Here is a 22,789-nt window from a genome sequence, read left to right as displayed (position 1 = left end):
TATAATCTCTAAAATATTAAAAGGTAAATTTGCGAATATGATAAATTATGAAAGTATAAAACCTTGGCTGTTTAAACTACAGCCTGAGAATGCACACCACTTAGCTGAAACAGCGATTAGAACTGCAAATGTTTGCCAAATACCGTTTAACTCTTTTTTAGAGTCTCACTTCATTACAGACGATGTTTTAAAACAAGAACTATTCGGTAGAAAGTTTTTAAACCCTGTAGGACTTGGTGCAGGATTTGATAAAAATGCTACGATGATTCGCGGTATGCAGATACTAGGTTTCGGTTTTACTGAAATCGGGACTGTTACACCTAAACCGCAAGCTGGAAATCCAAAACCTAGAATGTGGCGTCACATAGGTGAAAAGTCTATTCAAAATGCTATGGGATTTAACAACGACGGGGCACTAAAAGTTCAGGGAAGACTTAAAAAAATCTACCCTTTTACAACTCCTATCGGTGTAAATATCGGTAAGAACAAGTTAACTCCTGATAGTGAGGCTATTAACGACTATACGCATCTTATAAAAACGTTTGACGGTCTTGGAGATTACTTTGTTATTAACATATCTTCTCCAAACACTCCCGGTCTAAGAGACTTGCAAAACGAAGAGTTTATCAGCAAACTTTTTAGTGAAGCTAAAGCACTTACAGACATGCCTATCCTTCTAAAAATAGCACCAGACATGACAGAAGAAGATGCGGTAGCACTTACGAAGATGGCAGTAAACCAAGGTGCAGATGGTATCATTGCTACAAATACTACTATTGACTATTCGCTTGTTAAAGAGCCTTATGATATTGGTGGACTTAGCGGTGCAGTCTTAAAAGAAAAAAGTTTTAAAATTTTTGAAGCTGTAGCAAAAGAGCTTTACGGTAAAACTACACTTATATCTGTTGGTGGAATCGACTCGGCCGAGGAAGCATACAGAAGAATTAAAGCAGGAGCTTCACTAGTGCAAATACTAAGCGGAATCGTATTTCATGGTCCTGATATGGTTATGAATATTAACAAAGAGCTTATAGAGCTTATCAAAGCTGACGGATATACAAATATCACTCAAGCAATCGGTGCAGACAGAAAATGAAACATTTCTTAGCACTCATACTAATCTTAGGGACACTAATGGCATCTTCATTACCGAAATATGAGACTAAAACACTAAAAAATGGACTACAAATCGTTGTAATCCCTCTTGAAAATTCTACAAATGTAATCTCTACTGATATCTTTTACAAGGTTGGAAGTAGAAATGAAGTTATGGGTAAAACCGGAATAGCTCACATGCTAGAGCATATGAACTTTAAGTCTACAAAAAACCTTCCAGCAGGAGAGTTTGACAAAGAAGTTAAAAGCATAGGTGGAGTAAACAACGCATCTACAAGTTTTGACTATACTCATTACTACATCAAGTCGAGCACTAACAATCTTTCTAAATCACTTAGCCTTTATGCCGAGCTTATGCAAAACCTAAACCTAAAAGATAAAGAGTTTCAACCTGAGCGTGATGTTGTTGCTGAAGAAAGACGCTGGAGAACAGAGAACTCTCCACTTGGTTATCTTTATTTTGCGATGTTTAACAACGCTTATGTTTACCATCCATACCACTGGACTCCAATCGGTTTTATGAACGATATCCAGACTTGGACTATCAAAGATATAAAGGACTTCCATAAGACTTACTATCAGCCTAGTAATGCCATCTTAATGGTTACAGGTGACGTTGACCCTAAAGAAGTATTTAAGAAGGCTAAAAAAGAATTTGGCAGTATCAAGAACAGTGCTAAGATTCCTGAGTTTAAATTTGTAGAACCTGAGCAAGATGGAGCTAAAAGAGTTACTATCCATAAAGAGAGTGAAGTAGAGATGCTGGCTATAACTTTTCACATTCCTAACTTTAAAGACCAAGACCAAGTTACACTTAGCGTGATCTCTGAGATTCTTTACTCCGGTAAAAGTTCAAGACTATACAAAGAGCTGATAGATAAAAAACGTCTTGTAAACCAAATATACGCTTACAACATGGAAAGCATTGATCCGGGTCTTTTTATATTTTTGGCATCTTGTAACCCCGGCGTAAAAGCCGAAGATGTAGAAAAAGAGCTTATCGAGCAGATAGAGCTAATGAAGACATCAAAGGTCACTAAAGCAGAACTGGACAAAGTCAAGATCAATACAAAAGCAGACTTCATCTACTCACTTGAGAGTTCAACTTCTGTTGCCAACCTTTTTGGAAGCTACCTTGTTCGCGGTGATTTAACTCCACTTCTTACTTATGAAGAGGACATCAAAAAGATAACTGCAAAGAAAGTTCAAGACGCTGCTAATAAGTACTTTAACTTTGACAAATCAACTACTATTATTTTAAAAAAGGGTAAGTAAACCCTTTTTTAAATAACGAATTACATATCTTTGTAAACGACCCTCCTTTATTCTGCTATACTGAATACAATATCATAATACTTGATCTGTATTTGACTTCGTTTTTGAAATACTTCAAAGACATAATAACTACACATAAAGCCTAGATCTACTCGAATTAACATTAACAGATTTTTGTTAGGCTTTTTCAACATGCACTTTATATATCTAACAAAACTACTGATGCATACAGAACCAAGGTATCCCCATTGAATATAGAAATAATCACAACACCAAATAAAGATTTAAAAGAGAGCGGCTTTGGAAGTCTGAGTTCTTGTAACAGTGTGTTAGAAGCAGTAATGAATATGGGACATAATGTTGTCCTAAATATATGTAAAACTAAAGAAGATTTACTTAATATAGTTCTGAGACAACCTGATTTAGTAGTTTTAGGTGTAAAATATTTATCATTTAAAGATGAGTCTGATGTTTGGCTATCTGAATATTTTTCTAATCATAGAATAAACTATACAGGTTCATCAAAAGATGTTTTAAGATTTGATTCAAGCAAGGTTATGGCCAAGTCATACTTAAAAAACAGAGGAATAAAAACAGCAGATTTCTTTACTGCTGTTCCTGGGGAATATAAATCTGAAGTTGATTTACCTGTTAAGTTTCCACTATTTTTAAAACCTGTAGATGCTGCAAATGGAAATGGGATTGATGACTTATCATATGTAACTAATTATGAAGAGTTTGAGAGTAAAGTACTCTCTTTGTATAGCCAGTATAATGCTCCTGTCTTGGTAGAAGAGTATTTGGATGGTAAAGAGTATACAGTATCAGTCATTCAGACAAGTAGTGGACGCTTAGTTATATCACCAATTGAAATAGTACCCTTAGCATCAACAAATGGACTTAAAATTTTAGGTCATAAAGCAAAAACAGAGGACTCTGAAGAACTCAAAAAAATCAAAGACAATATGACAAAAGTTAAGTTAGTAAAGATGGCGACTGAAGTATTTTTTGGTTTAGGCATAAGAGATTATGGTCGTATAGATATTAAGACTAATAAAGATGGCGAGTGTTATTTCATGGAAGTAAATCTAGTTCCAGGGATGACTCATGGCTCAAGTTATTTTCCAAAATCATGTGAAATAGAAAATAAATTTGCTTATGATGATGCAGTTGCGCTAATGCTATCACAAGGAATAAATCGTATTCCTTCAAATAAAAATATTAATAAAAAAGTTAAGCTAAATAGTAATTTTCTTAATGGATATAGTATAGAGACTATGATGTCTCAAAGTCAACCTAGTGCCGTAAACCTATCTTTATAACTACACTTCAAACATAACTCTTCAACCGCTATAGCGTCAGAGAATCCTTTGCTCATAGCCACTGCTCTTGGTGAACCTAAGACTTCACTAAGAGCTGTTGTGTTTAGATTTCCGAGATTGATAACTCCATCACCATCTAAACAACACGGGACTACCGTCCCATCTGCCAATATACCAATATGAGATTTCAGTCCGTAGCATCTTCCATTCGAGCTATGATTTGAGTCTAATGATGGCCACTCAAAATAATCATCAAAGTTCAGTAGTACTTTTGAGGCAAGACGTATAGATTTTGGTCTAGTTTTATAAAGCTCAGCAGTGCTTAGTTCAATATCAAAATAAGCAGATAGTTTATTTAATAACAGAGTGTTAAACTCTGCTTCACTGCAAGCTTCATCAAAGTTCCATACTCTTAGATTTATAAAAGGTTTTGGCTTGTCAGTCAGTTTGTATTTACATGTAGACAGTACAGAGTCAATATAATCATCAAAAGTAAGCTTTAGAGAGTTCTTATTGTAGCTGTTTAATGAAATATTCAACTGACGAACACAAGGATGAAAAATGCTGGAGTGTTCCAGATTACTAAAGTAGTAGCCACTTGTAGTGAGTTCTACTTCAAAGCCATGACTGTGAGCAAGTTCTAAGTACTCATTTAGGTTTGAAAGTATTAAAGGATCTCCCATAACGTGGAATGCGAGTGATTTTGTATAACCTTGTAGTTGTGTTAATACTTTAGTAAATAGTTCAAGTGACATTGTTTTGGAGGGTTGAAGTTTTGGAGGGCAGAAACTACATGCAAGACCGCAGATATTTGTTACTTCGATGTGAACACGGTGAAATTGCATTGCTACTCTTTTTAAATCTATGCCCAAGTATTACTTGGGCACGATAATAATAATTAACCTAGTTGAGAAGTGATAGCAGCTTCAACTTCAGAGATGTGAGCTGTTCCATCTACTGTGATGTAAGTTAGTGTATCGATTGTCTTTGCTTGATCTTTGTAGTAACCGATAAGTGGTTGAGTAAGTTCATTGTAAACTTTAAGACGATCAAGAACAACATCCTCTTTATCATCATCACGTTGTACTAGATCTTCACCAGTCACATCATCTTTACCTTCAACTTTTGGAGGATTGAAAATAACGTGGTAAGTACGTCCAGATGCTAAGTGAGCACGACGACCTGACATACGTTTAACAATCTCTTCTGCAGGAACATCTATCTCGATAACAGCATCGATTTCGATACCAGCCTGAGTTACAGCATCTGCTTGAGGAAGTGTACGAGGAAAACCATCTAGTAAGTAACCATTTTTACAATCATCTTCAGCAATACGATCTTTTACAAGACCAATGATAATCTCATCAGTAACAAGTTGACCAGAGTCCATAGCTGCTTTGGCCATTTTACCCATATCTGTACCAGCTTTGATAGCTGCTCTTAACATGTCACCAGTCGAGATCTGAGGAATGTTAAACTTTTTTGTTAAAAATTGAGCTTGAGTACCTTTACCGGCACCCGGTGCTCCTAATAATATAATTCTCATTGTGTCTTCCTAAATATTTTGTTAATGAAACTATATAATAATGAGTTTAAAATAAGCTCTATTTTAGAGAAAAAGTTTAATATTTTTCAAATTTTAAGGACAATGTCTAATTATTTTCTATTTTTTATTTCATCTTACTAACGTTTATAAACGTGTTATTCTCTATTAATAATATTTCTTTATATAAATAAAATTTATACTATGAGATAATAGTTTTAATTATTTCAAGGAGTTAATCATGAATCTATTCTCACCTATTCTCATCGGGAACCATACTTTAAAAAACAGAATCTTCATGGCACCACTTACAAGATGCCGAAGTGTTGAAGATAATATACCAAATGATTTAATGGTAACATACTATGAACAAAGAGCAACTGCTGGTTTGATTATAACTGAGGCAACTCAGATTTCAACACAGGGGATTGGTTATCCTTGTACTCCAGGGATTCATACACTAAAGCAGATTCAAGGTTGGAAAAAAATAACCCAAGCCGTTCATGACAAAGGCGGTAAGATATTTTTACAACTCTGGCATGTAGGCAGAATCTCTCACTCCTTATATCATGATGGTAAATTACCAGTAGCTCCCTCTGCCATAAAACCTGAGGGTGAAGTCTATACATTTGAAGGCATGAAAGAGTATGAAACTCCAAGAGAACTTACTATTGATGAGATAGAAGAACTTGTTACAAAATATGTGATTGCTGCGAAAAATGCCATAGAAGCTGGTTTTGACGGTGTTGAGATTCATGGAGCAAATGGTTACTTAATAGATCAGTTCTTAAGAGATGGCAGCAATTCCAGAGAAGACAGGTATGGAGGAAATATAAAAAACAGAAGCCGCTTCCTGTTTGAGATCATTGAATCTATCATAAAAGAGATAGGAGCAGATAAAGTAGGTCTAAGACTATCTCCAAGTGGTACTTTTAATGACATGACTGACTCTGATCCACAAAAACACTTTACATATATTTGTAATGAGCTAAACAAGTATAAACTCGCTTATCTTCATATCATAGATGCTCTTGAAGGTGATATTCGTCATGGAGCTAATGTTGTTGAACTCTCAGTACTAAGAAAAGCATATAAAGGTATTTTGATTACAAATGGAGCTTATGACAAAGAGAGAGGGAATAAAGCCATTGAAAACAATCTGGCAGATGCTGTAGCATTTGGAGAGTTATTCATATCAAATCCTGATCTGCCTGAGCGTTTTAAAACAAACTCACAATTAAATAAAGCAGACCCTGAAACCTTTTATACTCAGGATGAAAAAGGCTACACGGACTACCCTACACTCTCTTAAGTTTTAAATTCAGAGAGCTTATTATTGAGTGTTTCGGTCATATTATTCATATGTTCTGCGGCACTTGCTATTTCTTCAACACTTCTTGCATTTTTACCGGTCAGCTCATTAACTCTGCTAACACCGTCAATTATACGTTCAGTATCTTTTCCTGTTTGAACGTAACTCTCAACTGTTTTATCTGCGGTGATTACTGCTTCATTCATAACTAAAGAGAGTTCTGTTATTTTGTCTTCTACACCTATGGCTGTCTCACTTAACTCTTCAACTTTTTTTGCATTTGAATTCATCTGATCACTAGAGTCAACAATAGATTGAATGATTACACTAATAGTTGCATTGATATCTACTAAACTTTTTTGTGTTCTCTCAGCCAGCTTTCTAACTTCATCAGCAACAACTGCAAATCCTCGTCCATGCTCACCTGCACGAGCTGCTTCAATAGCCGCATTAAGAGCAAGTAGATTTGTCTGATCTGCTATATCACCTATAACCAACAGGACATCTTTTACCTGCTTAGTATCTTGACTTAGTTGTTTGATTTTATGCGCTAATTCTACTTCAGTTGAAGCACTTACTTTTATATCTTGAGTAAGTGCTAAAATTGCTTGATTTGCTTCAACAAGAAAGCCACTTGCTTTTTCCAGATCATCTTTAGATTTTTTTGCTTCTTCTATGCTGATTCCCATCTCATTTTTAATAGTAAGGGCTTGTTCAGTCGTACTGTTTACTGTAGTAGTTGATTCTTCTAGCAGATTACCTACTGAAACTGATGTAGTTGAGAGTTCATGAGAAACAGATGAGTTTTCGCTAGATAGCTGCTTAGCATCTGAGATAATAAGCCTTACCTTTTCTATAAAATCATTTATTCCCTCACTGGCAATAGCTATTTCATCACGTCCTGAAATATCAAGTTTTCTTGTTAAATCGCCATCACCGCTAGATAAGTCTTTTGTACGACTTATTAAATTATTCAATGGTGAAGATACTATTTTTCTTACTACCAACCATGTTATAAGGCTAATAAAAAGTATCATAATAACAGCAGCAATTATAAGGTTATTTCTTAACTCAATATTTTCTTTTTCAAAATCAGCTAAATTGACTTCTCCTGCAACTATCCAGTTCCATTTGGCAAATGCTTTGAATCTTACAGCTTTATTTAAACCATCTTCTTCATAAGATATATAACCATTCTCTTTTTCTATTACTTGTTTTACAATATCTGAACTTGCAGATTCATTTCTTTGAGTTTTATGGATATCATATTTTTTAGTTTTTAAGTTAATCGCATAGAAGTGACCGTTTTCTCCGATGTTCATCTCATTAATCTTTTGAGAGAGAGATTTAAGTCCTTGTGTAAAATCATAACCTATAAATAAAATACCAATCACATTTCCGGAAGCATCTACTATTGGAGAGTAAACAGTTACATAATCTTTTCCAAAGAGTCTTGCATTACCTATAAATGTTTTCTTATTCATAATTGGTTCAAATGCCGGACTTTTTGAACCACCTAGATAAGTTCCCATTGCTCTCTTGCCATCTGTTTTTAGCAAAGAAGTAGAAACACGTACAAAATCATCACCATCTCTAGCAAAAACTGTCGCTACTGCACCGGTTTGTTTTGTGAACTTTTCAATTTTTGCAAAGTTATTATTTATAACTATTCCATTACTTGATAGTTCTGGTGTCGACACACCATATACATCAACCTTTTTATTTGGATCTATAGAGAAATCACTATAGTTGTCCTTAAAAACACTATATAACTTTGTAGCACTCTCTTCTAATGCTCCATTATATGTGTCCATAGTATGTACCATACGTTCAACACTCGTATCTAATTTTAGTCGAGTCTCTTTATCTATATATGTGTTAAGGTAGTCATTTATATATCCAATAAATGCAATCATTGAAACAACAATTACAACGACCTGTATATACGTAACCTTTTTTGCAATAGAATTAAACATCTCAGCTCCTGATTTAATTTTACAACAATAGTAATCCAATAGACTTACTAGAGTATTTAAGAAATTATACCATATAATGGTAAGATATTTTTTACCTTTTGTAAAATTTACATATTTTTGCGAATCTCATACAAAAGTACAGAGATTGAACAAAGCCCTAAATATTTGGCTTTAAAGATATTTTTCTAAAACATACCCTACTATATCACAAGACAATACCCTAGTAAACTTATAGACTTACTTGACATTAAATATATTATCTGTTACAATTTCTCCACGCATTGATAGTTGATATCAATTGAAAGGAAATAAAATGAAAGAAAAGGCTTATAGATCTGTTGTAAAAACAATCTCTTGGAGAACTGTTGGAACGATAGACACTATTGTTATTTCATATTTTATTACCGGAAATTTGGCAATGGCTGCATCTATTGGGTCTATTGAAGTTGTAACAAAAATGATTCTGTACTATTTTCATGAAAGAGGATGGAACAAAGTACAACTAGGGAAAGTTCAAAGCCCAGAATATCAAATATAGGAAATAAAATGGAAAATACAGTAAACCAATTAAATGAAGAGTTCAAAAACTCATCTACACTAGAAGTGTTAGAGTTTCTTTTAAGAGAGACTAGACAAAATGTAGCGTTGTCTTCAAGCTTTGGAGCAGAAGACCAAGTACTGACTGACATGATGTTAAGAGTTGATCAAAGAGCAAATATCTTTACTCTTGATACAGGAAGACTTCCTGATGAAACATATAGTGTGATGCATGAAACAAATTTAAAATATGGCATTAAAGTAAAAGTATTTTTTCCAAAAGCTACAGATATAGAAGACCTATATAAGAGACAAGGGATAAACGGCTTTTACGACTCTATTGAGAATAGAAAGAGCTGTTGTTCTGTCAGAAAAATAGCTCCATTAAAGAGAGCCTTAAAAAATGTTGACTTCTGGGTAACAGGTCTTAGATCTGCTCAGAGTGTTACAAGAGAAGATATGAGACTTTTTGAGTTTGATGAGACGAACAATGTTATCAAAGTCAGTCCTTTAAAAGATTGGTCTGAACAAGATATATGGGCTTATATAAAGACTTATAGAGTTCCATATAACAAACTTCACAAGCTTGGTTACCCGAGTATAGGCTGTGCACCATGTACAAGACCTGTAAAAGAAGGTGGAGATATAAGAAGCGGTAGATGGTGGTGGGAAAACCCAGAACATAAAGAGTGTGGACTACACTTAATAAAGTCTGCGTAGGAGACAAAGATGATTGATAAAGAAAAATTAACACATTTAAAACAACTCGAAGCTGAATCTATTCATATCATGAGAGAAGTTATATCAGAGTTCCAAAACCCGGCAATGCTTTACTCTGTAGGTAAAGACTCTGCAGTTATGTTACACCTTGCGCAGAAGGCTTTTTTCCCTGCAAAATTACCGTTTCCTCTACTACATGTAGATACAAGATGGAAGTTTAAAGAGATGATAGAGTTTCGTGACAAAATGGCTAAAGATCTTGGGTTTGAACTTTTAGTTCATACAAATCCAGATGGAATAGCCGGGGATATTGGACCGTTTTCTCACGGTTCAGCTGTTCATACAGACGTGATGAAAACAGAAGGTCTAAAACAGGCACTCAACAAGTACAAGTTTGATGCTGTATTTGGCGGAGCCAGACGTGATGAAGAGAAAACTCGTGCTAAAGAGAGAATCTACTCTTTTAGAGATGAAAAGCACAGATGGGATCCAAAAAATCAGAGACCTGAACTTTGGAACGTTTACAACGCTAGAGTTAAAAAAGGTGAATCTATCAGAGTATTCCCGCTCTCAAACTGGACGGAGCTTGATATTTGGCAATACATATACCTTGAAGGTATTCCTATTGTTCCTCTTTATTTAGCTCAAGAAAGACCTGTTGTTGTAAGAGACGGAGTGAAAATCTTAGTTGATGATGAGAGACTTCCGCTTGAAGAAGGTGAAGTTCCATCTCTTGAAAACGTAAGATTTAGAACACTTGGATGTTACCCGTTAACGGGGGCAGTTGAGTCAACTGCAACTACACTTCCTGAGATTATTCAGGAGATGCTTCTTACTAAAACAAGTGAGAGACAAGGCAGAGTTATTGATAACGATAGCGCGGGATCAATGGAGAAAAAGAAAATAGAGGGGTACTTTTAAGATGTCAAAACAAGAAACAAAGATAGCTAACGATATAGAGAGTTATTTAAGAGAACATGAAAACAAACAGCTGCTCCGATTCATTACTTGTGGTAGTGTTGATGATGGTAAAAGTACGCTGATAGGCAGACTTCTTCATGACTCAAAGATGATTTTTGAAGATCAATTGGCAGCTATAAAAAACGACTCTAAAAAGTCTGGAACAACAGGTGAAGAGTTTGACTTGGCACTTTTAGTTGACGGACTTGCATCTGAGAGAGAACAAGGTATTACTATCGATGTTGCATATAGATATTTTGCAACTGACAAGAGAAAGTTTATCATCGCTGATACTCCAGGTCACGAGCAGTACACTAGAAACATGGCTACAGGTGCTTCAACAGCAGACTTGGCCATCATCCTGATAGATGCAAGATATGGTGTGCAGACTCAGACTAGACGTCACTCGTTCATAACAAAGTTACTTGGTATTAAGCATCTGGTTATTGCGATAAATAAAATGGACTTGGTTGACTTCAGCCAAGTGAGATATGAAGAGATTAAGAAAGAGTATTTGGAGTTTGCGGACGAGTTAGGTCTGACATCTGACTTGACACTTATTCCAATGTCAGCTTTAAAGGGTGACAACGTTGTAAATGTTAGTGAGAAATCACCTTGGTACAGAGGTAAGACTCTTATGGATACGTTAGAGACTATCGAGATAGCATCTGACAGAGACTTGACTCACTTTAGACTGCCTGTGCAGTATGTAAATAGACCCAACTTAAACTTTAGAGGTTTTAGCGGAACTATAGCATCTGGCATTATAAATGTCGGTGATTCAGTAACTGTTTTACCATCAGGTAAAAGTTCAACTGTTAAAGAGATAGTTACTTATGACGGTAACTTAGAGAGTGCTTATGCACAGCAAGCTATTACTATAACTCTAAACGATGAGATAGATATTTCACGTGGAGATATCTTAGTAAAAAGTGATGAGCAGCCAGATCAGGCAAGTGAGTTAGACGTAAATATTGTTTGGATGGATGAAGAGCCTCTTACAAAAGGCAAACAGTACTTTTTCAAACGTGCTTCAACGGTAGTTACCGGTTCAATTGATAGTTTTTATCATAGAACTGATGTAAATACACTAGAAGAGGAAAGTGTTAATAAACTAGAACTAAATGAGATTGCACTTGCCAGATTGTCATTGAATCAAAGTATTGCATATGATTCATACGACCACATTAAAGCGATGGGTAGTTTTATCATCATTGATAGGATCACAAACAACACTGTTGGTGCAGGAATGATTGTAAAGAAGTCCGAGCAAACAGCAAAAGCGGTCATAAACGAACACTCAGAGTTTGAAGTTGAGTTTAATGCACTTGTTAGAAAACACTTTCCTCATTGGGAAGCTAAAGAGATTTTATAGGAAATATTATGGCTAAGGAAACAGCAGCGCAGAGGGTTGAACGTATTAAAGTCGAAAAAAGCGGCTTAGATGTTCTTGAGAGTATTCACCACTACGCAATTAGCGGTGAAGACGTAGACCCTGAAGATATAGATAGATTTAAATGGTACGGTTTGTATACACAAAACAAAAACCTGCAAGCATCTGACGATGAGACTCTATACTTCATGTTAAGAGTCAAGTTAGTTCAAGGTGCGATGAATACAACGCAGATAAGAATACTATCTGGCATCTCTAAAGAGTTTGCCAGAGGAACTGCCCACTTTACTACTAGACAATCTCTACAGTTTCACTTTATAAGAGTGCGTGACTTGCCAGAGATTTTCTACAGACTAAAAAGTGTGGGACTGACTACTGTATTTGCAGCAGGTGATGTTCCAAGAAATATAGTTACATGTCCGGTATCTGGTGTAGATGAACATGAGATATATGATGTATCTAAGATAGTAGCTCAAGTAAATGGCTACTTTGATGGAAATAAAGACTTGGTCAATCTGCCGAGAAAGTACAAAGTAGGGATTTCAGGATGTGCCAAACACTGTATGGGACATGAGATTCAAGACCTTTCTTTTACTGCGGTTAAGTTTAAAGATGGAAGAATCTTGTTTGATGTAACTGCCGGTGGCGGTCTAGCATCTAACAAACAGTTTGCTTTACATCTGGGTTTTGTTGATGCTTCTAGAATTTTAGAAGTTGTAAAAGCCGTTTCTATCATATATAGAATTCACGGACTAAGAGAAAACAGAAGAAAAGCAAGACTTGGTCACCTCATAACTGCGTGGGGACTTGAAAAGTTCAAAGCCGAAGTTGAGAACAGCCTTGGTTTTATCTTCGAAGAAGGTGAAGCACAGGAGTATACTCCTTATGCAAAGAGAGAGCACTTTGGTGTTCATAAGTCAAAAGTAAACGGTGACTCATTTGTTGGCTGTGCTGTAAATGGCGGAAACATCGGAGCAAAAGGCTTAGAAGATTTAGCAAATATCTTAGAAAAACATGGTGCAACAACTATAAAAGCAACAACGACTCAAAACTTGGTTGTCATAGATGTTCCCTCAGATGCTACTGCGTCTCTGGTAGATGATTTAGATGCAATAAACATAGATGCTAATCCAAACCCTTTTAAAGCAAGAACTATATCTTGTACAGGGATGAAGTTTTGTAAACTTGGAATCAGTGAGACTAAAGATGCAGCTATCAGCTTAGCTGAGCATCTACATGAAAAGTTTCCAGATTTTCAAGAGACGGTTAGTATCTCTATGAATGGATGTCCAAATTCTTGTGCGCATCCAAATATTGTGGATATAGGGCTTGTCGGCGCAAAGTTTAAAGATGAAAATGGTGAGACTATTTCAGGTTTTGAGTTAGTCTTAGGCGGAACACTAGAAGGTGATAAATCAAGATATGGAGAAAAGATGAAGTTAAAAATAGAACCTAAAAACGTTAATAGCACACTTGAGAAAATAATTGCTTCATATATTAAAAGTTCTAAAAAATATATAGGTCTGTTTTTAAAAGATTTGATAGAAGGAGATGAGTTTACTATCTATGATTTAAAGTAATAAATCTATACTAGAGTAAATCGATAGGATTACTTGACATTAAGCTGTAAACTTGTTATTATTATACTATTATTAAATAAAGGTATCAAAAATGGCAATCATATCAACTAAAGGGGCTTACGGCCTGACAGCAATAGTTATTCTAGCAAAAGAAGAGAATGATAAGCTCTTACAGATCAAGGATATCGCTGCAAAAGGTGATATCCCTCAAAACTATCTTGAACAGATACTTGTTCTTTTAAAGAAAAGTGGTCTGGTTGAGAGCGTTAGAGGTGCAAATGGTGGATACAAACTATCAAGAGACAAAAACAGTATAAGTGTATATGAAGTACTAAACTCTTTAGAGTGCTGTATGGCACAAACTGACAACAAAAGTAACGACAACATGTTACAAGCGTTTTGGGAAGATACACAAGAAAAAGTAAAAGAGATTTTCCAACTCTCAATAAAGGAATTGGAGGAGTTTTTAGAAAAAGACTCTAAGAACATAACATATCATATATAAATTATGAAATAAAATTAAGGAATATAAGATGAACATTGCAAAAGATGTAACTGAGTTAATCGGGAATACTCCATTGGTGAGAATAAATAAATTCTCTAACGAAACAAAGACTACTATTTTAGGCAAATGTGAATTTATGAATCCTTCTAGTTCTGTTAAAGACAGAATTGCTCTAGCAATGATAGATGCAGCTCTTGAAGATGGCAAAATCAATGAAGGCACTATAATCGTTGAGCCTACAAGTGGAAACACTGGAATCGGTCTTGCAATGGTTTGTGCGGCAAAAGGGCTTAACCTGACTCTTACGATGCCCGAATCAATGAGCATGGAAAGACGTCAGCTGCTGAGTGCACTAGGTGCGAACATAGTACTGACTCCTGCTGCTTTGGGTATGAAGGGTGCGATTGACAAAGCGGCTGAACTAGATGCCCAGATGCCAAACAGTTTTATGCCACAACAGTTTAACAACCCGGCTAATCCAAGGATGCACCGAAAAACAACAGCTCTTGAGATTTTAAGAGATACAGACGGCAAAATAGATTTTCTAGTTGCAGCCGTTGGAACAGGCGGTTCACTGACAGGAATCGGAGAAGTTCTAAAAGAGGTAAATCCAAATATCAAAGTAATCGCAGTTGAGCCTTCAAACTCTCCTGTAATTTCTGGAGGAAAACCCGGTCCACATAAGATACAAGGTATCGGTGCAGGAATAATCCCTGGAGTTCTAAACACTGAGATTTTCGATGAAGTAATCAAAGTAGATGACGAAGATGCTTTTGCAACATCTAAAGAGTTGGCAAAAACAGAAGGTCTACTGGTTGGCATCTCATCAGGTGCAAACGTTTTTATAGCAAGACAGATAGCCGCAAGGCCTGAAAATAAAGGTAAGACAATAGTTACAATCCTGTGTGATACAGGTGAGAGGTATCTAAGTACTAGCCTTTATTCATAAAAATTTAAAGGTAAGTTATGTTAAATAGAAAAGATATTTTTAGACCTTTTATTGAAGAAGAGGTCACTTTTAAACAGATATCTGACGGTATTATCGGTGTAAACAAAGACAACTACTTTGACTACACGGCTTCTGGATTGGCTTACGAGCCTATAGAACAAAGGATACAAGAGGTACTTACAACATATGCAAACACTCACTCAGAGTTTGCAAGTGATGCTAGAACTACATCTTTTTACTACGACATAGCAAGAGAAAACCTAAAAGAGCATCTAGAACTCGAGAAAGACTTTGTCCTTCTTCCTTGTGGAACAGGTGCTACAGGTGCAATAAAGAAGTTTCAAGAGCTTCTTGGTCTCTACATTCCTCCAGCAACTAGAGCTAGGTTTAACCTTGATGTAGATTCAATAGATAAACCGCTTATAGTTATAGGTCCTTTTGAGCATCACTCAAACGAGATTAGCTACAGAGAAGCTATCTGTGACACACAGAGAATCCCTCTGGATAAAACTGGAAATGTAGATTTAGAATTTTTGGCAGATGTACTGGAGAAAAACAAGTCACGTCAGATAATCGGTGCATTTTCAACAGCATCTAATGTGACAGGAATCATCCCTCCGTATGTGAAGATCTCAAAACTACTGAGAAAATATAAGGCTGTTATTGCATTTGACAGTGCTGCTTCATCACCATGTTTAAATGTTGACTCGAACCTTTTTGATGCTCTGTTTCTTTCACCTCACAAACTTCTAGGCGGTCCTGGAACTTGTGGGCTATTAGCTATAAGAAAGAGTCTCATAAATGAAAAAGAGTCCCCTACTTTCGCAGGTGGCGGTACAGTTGCTTATGTCTCATCTAACGATCATATATTTAACTCAGATATTGAGATACGTGAAGATGCAGGAACTCCTGCAATTCTTCAACTCATCAAAGCTTCTTTTGCTTACCAACTTAGAAATGAGATAGGAATCAAAAGAATCCAAGATAGGAAAGTAGAACTATTTAAACTTCTCCAAGATGGTCTCTCGGAATTTGACGACTACACCATCTACGGACAAAACGAAGGACACAGTAGTGTCGGCATCTTGGCTATAAACTTTCACGGGATAACGCCTTTTGATCTATGTGAGAAACTCTCACAAAACTTTGGCATCCAAACACGTGCGGGCTGTAGTTGTGCGGGACCATACGGACATGACCTCTTTGGCATCTCAGAGGTCGAAGCTGACAATGAAAAACCAAGTTGGTTAAGAATAAGCGTGAACTACACACATAGTGTAGATAGCATCAAACATCTACTCTTTGCACTCAAAGAGTCAATATATGAACTTAAAAAGGAAAAATAATGAACAAAGATACAATAGCAATACACCACGGTTACGAGAGAGACTCTCAAGGTACAACGGCAGTCCCAATCTACCAAACAACAGCATACGCTTTTAAGAGTGCTAAACATGCATCTGATTTGTTTTCTCTGCAAGACTTAGGAAATATCTATACAAGACTAAATAACCCTACTACAGCGGTTTTAGAAGCTAGACTTGCAGAACTAGAAGGCGGAGTAAGTGCTTTAGCTACTTCAAGTGGTCAGGCGGCTATATTTTACGCTATCACTAACCTTGTAGAAGCTGGAGATAACATCATACTATCAGATAAAGTTTATGGCGGGAGTGTTACTCTTTTAAAACATACTATTAAGAAGTTTGGCATAGAAGCGAGAGTATTTAACCTTGATGATCCTTCGACTATCGAAGCACTTGTAGATGACAAAACAAAAGCGATATTTTACGAGTCACTTTCAAACCCTCAAATCGCTGTTGCAGACATAGATGCTATCAGTGCAATTGCTCAAAAACATGGAATCATCAGCATCTGTGACAACACAGTAGCGACACCGCTTTTGGTAAATCCTATCGCTCATGGTGCTGATATCGTAGTACATAGTTGTAGTAAATATATCTCAGGTCAGGGTCTTGCACTTGGTGGTGCTATCATAGACAGAGACGGTTTAACAGAGTTCTTTAAAAGCAACCCAAGATACGCACACTTCAACGAGCCGGATGAGAGTTACCAAGGTCTGGTATATACTGATCTTCCATTTCCTCCGTTTAACCTTCGTGTGAGACTTGCACTTCTTAGAGATATCGGTGCGACACCTTCACCATTTAACTCTTGGTCTCTGATTCAAAGTTTAGAGACACTTAGTTTAAGAATAGAAAAACACTCTAGTAATGCACTAAAGGTCGCAAAGTTCTTAGAGTCACACCCAAAAGTGTTCAACCTTAACTACCCGGGACTAGAGAGCAACAGCTATAACGCTCTTGCAAACAAATACTTCAAAGATGGACAGTGTAGCGGTCTTATCAGTTTTGAAGTTGAAGATAAAGAGAGTGCATGGAAAGTTCTAGATGCTACTAAGCTTTTCTCTATCGTTGTAAACATCGGTGATTCTAAATCAATCATCACGCATCCATCATCAACTACGCATCAGCAGATTCCACTTGTTGAACAAAAGAAGATTGGCATCACTGAAGGTCTTGTAAGACTAAGTGTCGGTCTTGAAAATGCAGATGATCTAATAGCAGACTTGAAAGCTGCACTAGACTCTTAAAAGAAGATATCATGAGTAAAAAAGTAATAGTAGGTATGAGTGGCGGGATAGATTCTTCTGTCACGGCTTACCTACTCCAGCAAGAGGGCTATGAGGTCATCGGAGTATATATGAGACTTCATGACATCATAGATGGCTTCCACGAAGACAACATTGCATCTGGGAAAAAAGTTGCAGACTCTCTTGGCATCGAGTATCATATACTTGACCTTAGTAGTAAGTTCAAAGAAGAGGTCTATGACTACTTTGTAGGCGAATACCTCAATGGCAAGACTCCAAACCCATGTGTAAAGTGTAACCGTACTATCAAGTTTGGGGCACTCTTTGACTATGCAAAGGAACTTGGAGCTGACTTTTTAGCAACTGGACACTATGCAAAAACAGATGGCGAGTTTATCTATGAAGCAGAGGATGACACTAAAGATCAGAGCTACTTTCTAGCACAGATAAAGCAAGATGTACTTAAGCACTTAATCTTCCCGATGAACAAGTATAAAAAAACGGACATCGTAAAACTTGGAAGTACCCTGCCCGTTATCAAAGAGATAACAAAAAGAAAAGAGTCTCAAGAGATATGTTTTGTGGAAAATGTTTACACTGACATCATCGAAAAACATGCAGACATAGACCTTCCCGGTCGTGTTTTGGATGCTGAGGGTAATGAAGTCGGTCATCACAAAGGCTACATGCACTACACCATAGGTAAGAGAAAAGGATTCACAGTCCACGGTGCACATGAGCCTCACTTCGTAAAAGAGATAGACCCAAATGCAAACACTATAGTAGTCTGTAAAAAAGACGACCTCGGTGTCTCAAAAGTACTCATAGACACGCTTAACCTTTTCATAGATAAGCAAGAGTTTGAGTGTACAGTCAAACTAAGATACAGAACTTTTAAAATACCTTGTAAGGTAGTTATAGAAGATAGTGAAGCCATGATATACCTAGATACAAATGTAGACGGAGTAGCTACGGGACAAGTAGCTGTATTTTATGACGGTAACAAGGTTTTAGGTAGTGGGTTTATAAAGAAGACGTTCGCATAAAAATTACTTAAGAGGTGTTTAAATACCCTTTAGTAATCTGCCATCTGTACTAATAATAGCGCTTTTATGAATGTTCTTAGCCTCTTTCATTCCAGTTTGAAGTTTATATAGTGAAGTATCTAAAGTGTCTGAGGTGGAGACTTCAATCATACTGATGCAACATGTCAAACTTGTATTGGACTGAAAGTGTAACTTCTTTATATTTTCTCCTATAGTCTTTGCTATATTATCTAAGTCATCTTTTATAATTTGCGGGAAGAGTATCATAAACTTATCCCAACTCCAGTGGCTTAGTATATCTTTATCGCGGATAGATCTTTTAAGCAGCAAAGAAATCTTTTTTATAGCATTTTCTGAAGCGTTAATCCCATTTACCTTGGTAAAAGAATTGAAGTTATCTATATCAATGTACATCAATGAAAAAACACCTCTATTTTCCTGTTTTAACTTTTCGAGTTTTGTATTAATGATAGAGCTCATATGCAATTTATTTGAAGTATGTGTTAGTGGGTCTGTTGAAATAACTTCTGCTAATTTAGCTATTTTCTCTTTGAGTATGTTTTGCATCATAATATTTTTTATTTCTTTTTCTACTCTAGCTAGAAGTTCTTTTGGAACTAAAGGTTTAGAAATATAGTCTGAAGCACCAAGTTCAAATAAATTTTCAATGACTTCTGGTTTAGTTAATGAGGTATTAAAAATAACTGGAATATCTGAAGTTCTTTTATTCTTTTTCAAAATCTTTATTGTTTCATAGCCATCCATGACAGGCATCTCAACATCAAGGATTATGAGGTCAGGTCTATTTAGGTTAATAGCGGCTACTGCTTCTTGTCCATTACTTGTGCTAGTAATTTGGTAGCCTTTAAAACCCAATAATTCACTCAACAAAGCAACTATTGATCTACTGTCATCGACTATATGAATAGTATATTTTTCGTAGTTAATTAGATTTAAATCAGTCTTAGCATCTGGCACTATTCATCCACCCTCTTTGTTGAAGTATATTACTAATACTATACTCTCAAAATCTTTGTATTTAACTTAGTAAGGAGAATGGAACAAGTAAAATTAATATCTTAAACAATTTTAAGTATAAGGGATTATAATACAAAACACTATACTTTTAAAGGATATAAAATGAAAAAAATTGTCTTAATGTTATTTATAAGTAGCATCGCTCTCATGGGTGCAGTAGAACCAAAGGCTTGTGCGGCTTGTCATAACGCTGATTTTAAAAAATCTGCACTTGGTAAATCAAAAATTGTTGCAGACTTAACACATGCAGAGATTGCTACTGCATTAAAAGGTTACAAAGCTGGAACTTATGGCGGAGTTATGAAAGCTGTAATGAAAGGTCAAGTTGCTAAATACTCTGATGCTGAATTAGAAACATTTGCCCAAACTATTGGTAAATAATTTAGTTTCTAGTCGTTCTCACTCCATTCTTTCATATCATACTTCACCATTGAGTGAATGTATCCATCAGGGAGAGCTTCACACTTAGATGCTATATACATCTTTTTAGAAATAGGGTTAAATCCCACTATAGCTTTTAGTTGTGCTCCAGATGCAGCAGAGTTGGAAATAGCGATAATTTCATTGATAGAAAAATCAGCATCTCCAAGAAGAGCTTTTTTTGTTTCTTGGTATAATTCCTTTGCTTCTAAGATAGCATTGGCTCTATTTACTTTAATATCTTTTAGTTTTGCTACAACATCACCCCATGCTTTAACTATAATATCCATATTATTTTACCTCTACCATTGAATCTCTTGAATCTCTTCTTTTTCTTCTTTAAAAAGATCAGAAATTTCATCTACTCGCTCAATACCTTTTAGAATATCTATAAAGCCCTTTAGAGAGACCTGCCCTGTTTTCTCAAACCTTGCATATGTTCCTAAACTCATATTGATATGAGTAGAAAAAAGTTTTTGAGATTTAAAATGCTTTTTACGAATCAACTGTATCTTTTTTGCAAGAGCTCTGTTTATTTCACCCGATGTCATAAACTCAAAGTTATTATTTAGCTTCTTATCCATTTATATTCTTTCATTCATATTTGAACGAATTATAGCATAATCATAGGTAAATAGATAATATATGAACGATTATAGACTAGTGAAGTATTTTTAGAAGCTATTAAAAGACAAAACAGCCTTAGCTACTACACGAACTTCCTCTTCTTTATATACCAGATGCGAATATTCTTTGTTGATAGATACAAACGTCATTCCATCTGACTCTTGTTTAGCTTTTTTTATCCACATTTTGTTCTCATAATAGACCAAATATATACCAGCATCAACAACTTCTCTTTGAGAAAGATCAGCAACAACAAGTGTGCGGTCTTTGATAACAGGCTCCATTGACTCACCATCAACCTTTATGACAAACAGAGAGTCTTTGTTTATCGGTTCTTTAAGTAAGCTGAGAGAAAACTCCAAAACCTTTTTTTCATTGTTAGAGTCAAGAGCATCTACGTATTCAAGAGTAATTAGAGACAAGGTTTGTCCTTTTGCTTGGGAGTCTATATATCCGTTATTATATTCCTAGTTGCTTATGTTGTAGTTAAAAATCTAATGGGCTAATAACTTTTGCCTTGTTCATCTCACTAACTACATGAGTATATATCATAGTAGTCTCAACACTTTTATGACCTAATAGTTCTTGGATGCTTCGTAAATCTATACCTGCCTGGAGTAAATGAGTTGCGTAGGAATGTCTAAATATATGTGAAGTTACGCGCTTGTTTAGATTTGCCTTTTCCGATGCTACTTTTATGTTTCGTCCAAGTGTTTTTGGGTGAACATGATGTCTTCTTTGTATATCTGTTCTAGGGTCACGAGAGATTTTATTCATAGGAAACAGAAACTGCCATTTTGTTTCACGCTTAGAAGAGGGATACTTTTTTTCTAAAGCAAAGGGGATATACACAGTGCCATAGCCATCTTTTAAATCTTGCATATGGATTTGTGTTACAACTTGAACTTGTGATAGCAACTGTTGCTTTAACTTTAAAGGCAGTGGCACAGTTCTGTCTTTTAAAGATTTAGAATCCCAAACATAAACTTTATCAAATCCAAAATCAATATCTTTTATTCTCAAACTTAGTACTTCATTCATACGAAGTCCACAACCATACATAAGATGAACGAGTAAACTGTAGTCTTTGCTTATAGATGCTAATACGTTTAGCACCTCTTCTTTTGTTAACACAACTGGTATGTGTTTTCTCTCTTGTGCTCTTAAGGCTTGAATATTCCACTCGCTTATATCTACACCAAGAACTTCTTATAAAAATAATATAGCACTAAAAGCTTGGTTCTGAGTCGTTGGTGAAACTTTTCTTTTTGTTGCTAAACTAGTAAGGTATTGCTCTATTTCTTCTTTAGCCATCTCTATAGGATGTTTTTTGTCATGAAATAAAATATAGCTCTTAATCCAATGTACATATGTTTTTTCTGTAGACATACTGTAATGTTTAAACCTTATCTTATCACGAACAATATCTAAAAGTTTCTTTTTTACTTCCATAATATACACCTTATACTTAAGGGACATTTTGTCCTTTTAATGGGTTATTTTAAAAATAACGGAACACTTTGTCCAAATAACAACTGATTTCAGTATAAAAGGACATTAATTATTTAAGCATACTACTTAAATGAATGCAAAACATTAAATAATATGACAATTTGTCATTAAATAGACTCAATTTTCAATTTGCAGGGGACATATTAAATGTACCCTTAATAATCATATTAGTAGGTAATTGTGTTATACTGTTCCTTGAATAAATAGTTATCCGCTCACTGCGTGACCGGATAACGGGGGCGCGGGTTGAACACCCACTGGTCATCTGTCGCTCAGCGCCAGATAACAAGCGGGAGGAGAAAGCACCCAAACAAAAAATTGAAATTTTTAATTTGGGCGTTACTCAC

Annotated in this window: 23 protein-coding genes and 1 pseudogene; 15 read left to right on the top strand and 9 right to left on the bottom strand. The window is 35.7% G+C overall.

Annotation, left to right across the window (positions count from 1 at the left end; all coding sequences use genetic code 11):
- Positions 1–37 precede the first annotated feature (37 nt).
- The 3 genes from ABZC13_RS10435 (at position 38) to ABZC13_RS10425 (ending at position 3,713) form a co-directional block, all read left to right on the top strand.
- Positions 38–1,096 carry a quinone-dependent dihydroorotate dehydrogenase gene (locus ABZC13_RS10435; RefSeq protein ID WP_373003213.1) on the top strand — a complete coding sequence of 353 codons (1,059 nt, stop codon included), beginning with the start codon at positions 38–40 and terminating at the stop codon, positions 1,094–1,096.
- Positions 1,093–2,391 (top strand): M16 family metallopeptidase, encoded by a 1,299-nt coding sequence (locus ABZC13_RS10430; RefSeq protein WP_373003209.1) that lies wholly within the window; start codon positions 1,093–1,095, stop codon positions 2,389–2,391. The genes ABZC13_RS10435 and ABZC13_RS10430 overlap by 4 nt, the downstream gene beginning before the upstream one ends.
- 248 nt (positions 2,392–2,639) lie before the next feature.
- Entirely contained in the window at positions 2,640–3,713 is a 1,074-nt protein-coding gene (locus ABZC13_RS10425) for an ATP-grasp domain-containing protein (RefSeq protein ID WP_373003207.1), read from the top strand.
- On the opposite strand, the gene ABZC13_RS10420 is transcribed toward ABZC13_RS10425, so the two are convergent.
- Positions 3,683–4,558 (bottom strand): radical SAM/SPASM domain-containing protein, encoded by an 876-nt coding sequence (locus ABZC13_RS10420; protein WP_373003204.1) that lies wholly within the window; start codon positions 4,556–4,558, stop codon positions 3,683–3,685. The two genes, ABZC13_RS10425 and ABZC13_RS10420, sit on opposite strands and share 31 nt — an antisense overlap.
- A 53-nt stretch (positions 4,559–4,611) precedes the next feature.
- Positions 4,612–5,259 (bottom strand): adenylate kinase, encoded by a 648-nt coding sequence (adk, locus tag ABZC13_RS10415; protein WP_373003201.1) that lies wholly within the window; start codon positions 5,257–5,259, stop codon positions 4,612–4,614.
- Positions 5,260–5,497: 238 nt separating this feature from the next.
- Here adk and ABZC13_RS10410 point away from each other — a divergent pair, with 238 nt between their 5' ends.
- On the top strand, positions 5,498–6,568 hold the full coding sequence (locus ABZC13_RS10410) for an alkene reductase (protein ID WP_373003198.1): 1,071 nt from the start codon (positions 5,498–5,500) through the stop codon (positions 6,566–6,568).
- Here the strand turns inward: ABZC13_RS10410 and ABZC13_RS10405 are convergent.
- On the bottom strand, positions 6,565–8,544 hold the full coding sequence (locus tag ABZC13_RS10405; protein ID WP_373003195.1) for a methyl-accepting chemotaxis protein: 1,980 nt from the start codon (positions 8,542–8,544) through the stop codon (positions 6,565–6,567). The genes ABZC13_RS10410 and ABZC13_RS10405 overlap by 4 nt on opposite strands.
- Before the next feature lie 313 nt (positions 8,545–8,857).
- Between ABZC13_RS10405 and ABZC13_RS10400 the strand changes: the two genes are divergently transcribed.
- The 10 genes from ABZC13_RS10400 (at position 8,858) to mnmA (ending at position 18,845) form a co-directional block, all read left to right on the top strand.
- Positions 8,858–9,082 carry a DUF2061 domain-containing protein gene (locus ABZC13_RS10400; protein ID WP_373003192.1) on the top strand — a complete coding sequence of 75 codons (225 nt, stop codon included), beginning with the start codon at positions 8,858–8,860 and terminating at the stop codon, positions 9,080–9,082.
- 8 nt (positions 9,083–9,090) lie between these two features.
- On the top strand, positions 9,091–9,801 hold the full coding sequence (locus ABZC13_RS10395; protein WP_373003189.1) for a phosphoadenylyl-sulfate reductase: 711 nt from the start codon (positions 9,091–9,093) through the stop codon (positions 9,799–9,801).
- 9 nt (positions 9,802–9,810) lie between these two features.
- The gene (gene cysD, locus ABZC13_RS10390) at positions 9,811–10,722 is read left to right on the top strand and encodes a sulfate adenylyltransferase subunit CysD (RefSeq protein WP_373003186.1); all 912 of its coding nucleotides are present in this window, start codon (positions 9,811–9,813) and stop codon (positions 10,720–10,722) included.
- Position 10,723: 1 nt separating this feature from the next.
- Positions 10,724–12,136 carry a sulfate adenylyltransferase subunit CysN gene (cysN, locus tag ABZC13_RS10385; RefSeq protein WP_373003183.1) on the top strand — a complete coding sequence of 471 codons (1,413 nt, stop codon included), beginning with the start codon at positions 10,724–10,726 and terminating at the stop codon, positions 12,134–12,136.
- Positions 12,137–12,144: 8 nt separating this feature from the next.
- The gene (locus tag ABZC13_RS10380) at positions 12,145–13,734 is read left to right on the top strand and encodes a nitrite/sulfite reductase (RefSeq protein ID WP_373003180.1); all 1,590 of its coding nucleotides are present in this window, start codon (positions 12,145–12,147) and stop codon (positions 13,732–13,734) included.
- A 91-nt stretch (positions 13,735–13,825) separates the two neighbouring features.
- Complete coding sequence (locus ABZC13_RS10375; protein ID WP_373003177.1) at positions 13,826–14,239, top strand: Rrf2 family transcriptional regulator; 414 nt, start codon at positions 13,826–13,828, stop codon at positions 14,237–14,239.
- Between the two features lie 28 nt (positions 14,240–14,267).
- Complete coding sequence (gene cysK / locus ABZC13_RS10370) at positions 14,268–15,188, top strand: cysteine synthase A (RefSeq protein ID WP_373003174.1); 921 nt, start codon at positions 14,268–14,270, stop codon at positions 15,186–15,188.
- A 17-nt stretch (positions 15,189–15,205) separates the two neighbouring features.
- Positions 15,206–16,534, top strand: a complete 1,329-nt coding sequence (locus tag ABZC13_RS10365; protein ID WP_373003171.1) for an aminotransferase class V-fold PLP-dependent enzyme — start codon at positions 15,206–15,208, stop codon at positions 16,532–16,534.
- Complete coding sequence (locus ABZC13_RS10360; RefSeq protein WP_373003168.1) at positions 16,534–17,799, top strand: O-acetylhomoserine aminocarboxypropyltransferase/cysteine synthase family protein; 1,266 nt, start codon at positions 16,534–16,536, stop codon at positions 17,797–17,799. Before ABZC13_RS10365 ends, ABZC13_RS10360 begins: the two co-directional genes overlap by 1 nt.
- A gap of 11 nt (positions 17,800–17,810) precedes the next feature.
- Entirely contained in the window at positions 17,811–18,845 is a 1,035-nt protein-coding gene (mnmA, locus tag ABZC13_RS10355) for a tRNA 2-thiouridine(34) synthase MnmA (RefSeq protein WP_373003165.1), read from the top strand.
- An 18-nt stretch (positions 18,846–18,863) separates the two neighbouring features.
- On the opposite strand, the gene ABZC13_RS10350 is transcribed toward mnmA, so the two are convergent.
- The gene (locus ABZC13_RS10350; protein WP_373003162.1) at positions 18,864–19,823 is read right to left on the bottom strand and encodes a response regulator; all 960 of its coding nucleotides are present in this window, start codon (positions 19,821–19,823) and stop codon (positions 18,864–18,866) included.
- A gap of 162 nt (positions 19,824–19,985) precedes the next feature.
- Here ABZC13_RS10350 and ABZC13_RS10345 point away from each other — a divergent pair, with 162 nt between their 5' ends.
- The gene (locus tag ABZC13_RS10345; RefSeq protein ID WP_373003160.1) at positions 19,986–20,264 is read left to right on the top strand and encodes a cytochrome c; all 279 of its coding nucleotides are present in this window, start codon (positions 19,986–19,988) and stop codon (positions 20,262–20,264) included.
- An 8-nt stretch (positions 20,265–20,272) separates the two neighbouring features.
- Here ABZC13_RS10345 and ABZC13_RS10340 read toward each other — a convergent pair whose 3' ends face one another.
- From ABZC13_RS10340 to ABZC13_RS10320, 5 genes and pseudogenes are all read right to left on the bottom strand, one after another.
- Positions 20,273–20,593 (bottom strand): hypothetical protein, encoded by a 321-nt coding sequence (locus ABZC13_RS10340; RefSeq protein WP_373003157.1) that lies wholly within the window; start codon positions 20,591–20,593, stop codon positions 20,273–20,275.
- 12 nt (positions 20,594–20,605) lie between these two features.
- The gene (locus ABZC13_RS10335) at positions 20,606–20,887 is read right to left on the bottom strand and encodes a hypothetical protein (RefSeq protein WP_373003154.1); all 282 of its coding nucleotides are present in this window, start codon (positions 20,885–20,887) and stop codon (positions 20,606–20,608) included.
- Positions 20,888–20,977: 90 nt separating this feature from the next.
- The gene (locus tag ABZC13_RS10330) at positions 20,978–21,352 is read right to left on the bottom strand and encodes a helix-turn-helix transcriptional regulator (RefSeq protein ID WP_373003151.1); all 375 of its coding nucleotides are present in this window, start codon (positions 21,350–21,352) and stop codon (positions 20,978–20,980) included.
- A 64-nt stretch (positions 21,353–21,416) separates the two neighbouring features.
- Positions 21,417–22,124: pseudogene (locus tag ABZC13_RS10325) on the bottom strand (integron integrase); the annotation flags it as partial.
- Positions 22,125–22,139: 15 nt separating this feature from the next.
- Entirely contained in the window at positions 22,140–22,382 is a 243-nt protein-coding gene (locus tag ABZC13_RS10320; RefSeq protein ID WP_373003149.1) for a phage integrase N-terminal SAM-like domain-containing protein, read from the bottom strand.
- Positions 22,383–22,789: the final 407 nt, after the last annotated feature.

This window comes from Sulfurimonas sp. (genome assembly GCF_041563035.1).
Taxonomy (GTDB): Bacteria; Campylobacterota; Campylobacteria; order Campylobacterales; family Sulfurimonadaceae; genus Sulfurimonas.
Note: the sequence above shows the minus strand (reverse complement) of the source record. Positions and strands in the feature narration are given on the sequence as shown.